The following is a 2,448-nucleotide window of genomic DNA, read 5'->3' as shown; positions in this document are numbered from 1 at the left end:
AACGAAAGTTGGGGCTTTGTTGTATCTGGAATTTGGAAAGCGTTGCCTTCGTGGTAGCGGCAGGAATGCCTGTCCAATCAGTCCGCCTAAACCGGTACCATATATAGAAAGGTCGCTTTTATAGCGACCTTTCGTCGTTTTGGGCGTTTGTGAATTTGAAATCCAGCTTGTTGGCTCGGATGCAAATTACGAATCAGTCAGATCTTGATGTTTCATTCATAAATCTCATCAATTCCCATCGTAGTAATAACCTTCAATAAATTAATCATCTGAAATCAGCCTGTTACCTGTAATTTTTGCTTCTATTGTCTATGTTTAAAGTAGCAATAGAGGAGAAAGATATGCTGACAGTAACCCCTTACTTGTTTTTTGATGGTCGTTGTAATGAAGCGTTGGATTTTTATCATAAGTGTTTTGGCGGTGTTGTTTTATCGAAGCAACTCTTTAGTGATGCACCACAGGTAATAGAGGGAGCTCAACCTGATTGGGTTATGCATGCTGAGTTCGAAGCATTTGGCATGAAGCTCATGATGTCTGATGGTGTAAAGGCAAAAGAACTAGAAGGGAACAACCTAGCACTCTCTCTTGTAACTGAAGACACCGCGACTCAAGAGCAGATCTTTGAAAAGCTTAAGAAGGGAGGGCGGATAATGACTCCACTCGCAGATACGTTTTGGGGAGCTCGATTTGGCAAAGTAGAAGACAAGTTTGGTATACGTTGGATGGTGCACTGTGATTCTTTAAGTTGAGCCTGTGAAATTGGATAGTGAAATTGCTGCTTGGTTTTATTAGAATTATAAATAGAGATTAATCATCAATATTATATATAAAAATGGGCAGCATAAAGATTACCGTAGATCGCATTCAGCCCGGTCTGCATATACGACTCCCCGTAAAATGGAATGAACACCCATTTTTATTCAACAGCTTTAAAATCAAAGATGACGCTCAAGTAAAAGTAATTCGACATCTTGGGATTAAGCACGTCTATATAAACCTGAGTCAAAGTGATACCTCACCTTTACCTGTTAATCACGTAGGTGAACAAGAAGTCGATATTGATTCACAGGTAAGTCTTGAAACGGAAAGAATGTGGAAAGATAAGCATGAGCGTATCGAAACCCTTAGCTCTTACCGCCGCAGGGTGAGTCATTGTGAGAGAGAGTTTGAACGTTCGCTTGCTCGAATGCGATCTGTGATGACCAAGATCCGTAACAGACCTTTAGATGCGGTAGGGGAGGTTAAGGCTCTTGTTGATGATATCGTTGAAACTCTAGTGAGCGATGATAACGTCACCTTGCACCTTATGAATGCCAAAGCGGATTTCGAAGATATTTACTTTCATACTCTAAATGTTTCGGTTGTTGCACTGATGATAGGTAAGGCCAAAGGCTATAACACACAGCAATTGAAAGACCTCTCATTCGCAGCGTTGTTTCACGATGTAGGCAAGGTCAAAATACCAGTCGCGATACTAAGAAAGCAGAGTGCACTAACGGTGCCCGAAGAGAACTACCTGAAACTTCATACTAAATACGGTGCAGATATTGTATCGGCAATTGATGACTTTCCTGAAAGTGCCAAAAAGGTGATCGCTCAACATCATGAGATGAATGATGGTTCTGGTTACCCCGAGGGCTTAAAAGAACATGAGATTGATGAGTTTGCCAAGATAGTCGCCGTGGCTAATGCATTTGATAACCTTTGCCATGGTAAAACGCAATCTCAACAAATGATCCCGTATTTAGCATTGTCCCACCTATATAAGAGCTGCAAGCATCTATATAGCCAAGATAACTTGGGGCTGTTGGTTAAGTTCATGGGAGTCTACCCCCCAGGAACCGTAGTACAGCTTTCAAATGATTCGATTGGGATTGTGATATCCGTTAACGCTAAACATATGCTTTATCCAAATGTACTTATCTATGATCCTAGCGTGCCAAGAACCCAAGCTCCGATCATTGACCTCTTTATTAAAGAGATCAAAATCGTTAATGCCGTTCATCCAAGCAAATTACCTGAACAAGTTCGAGAGTATCTAAACCCTAGGGCTCGTTTATCTTACTTTTTTGATAGTGGAGAGTAGTTATCCACAGGTCGTTGTGGGTAATTTGTTCGAAACTTGGGGTGAAAGTGGTATAAATAAGCCCTTGGTTGAAATGTCTTCGCTTAACCTCTTTTTTCAATAAAAAACGCATTTATTGCTTGCCAATATGAGCGGCATCTCTATAATGCCGCCTCACTGACACGGCAGACGCCACAAGGCTTCAGCGAGAAATGTTAGTAAGGCAACTAGCTTTAAGCGATGATTCGCTCCTACTTTTAGAAAGTAGGAATTAATTCCAAATAAGTGTTTGACACTGAGAATTAAATCGCTAGAATGGCCGCCTCTTCCGAAGTGATGTAAGTCACAACGAAGAGAAGCTCTTTAACAATTTAAACCTATCA

General features: G+C 41.0%; 2 protein-coding genes. Both read left to right on the top strand.

Features of this window, described 5'->3' with window-relative positions; genetic code table 11:
* The first annotated feature begins 341 nt into the window (after nucleotides 1–341).
* Nucleotides 342–749: a VOC family protein gene (locus A142_RS16955; RefSeq protein WP_017055297.1), complete on the top strand. Its 408-nt coding sequence runs from the start codon at nucleotides 342–344 to the stop codon at nucleotides 747–749.
* 83 nt (nucleotides 750–832) lie between these two features.
* Entirely contained in the window at nucleotides 833–2,086 is a 1,254-nt protein-coding gene (locus A142_RS16950) for an HD-GYP domain-containing protein (protein ID WP_019822263.1), read from the top strand.
* Nucleotides 2,087–2,448: the final 362 nt, after the last annotated feature.

The organism is Vibrio splendidus 12E03 (genome assembly GCF_000272105.2).
GTDB lineage: Bacteria > Pseudomonadota > Gammaproteobacteria > Enterobacterales > Vibrionaceae > Vibrio > Vibrio splendidus_I.
Note: the sequence above shows the minus strand (reverse complement) of the source record. Positions and strands in the feature narration are given on the sequence as shown.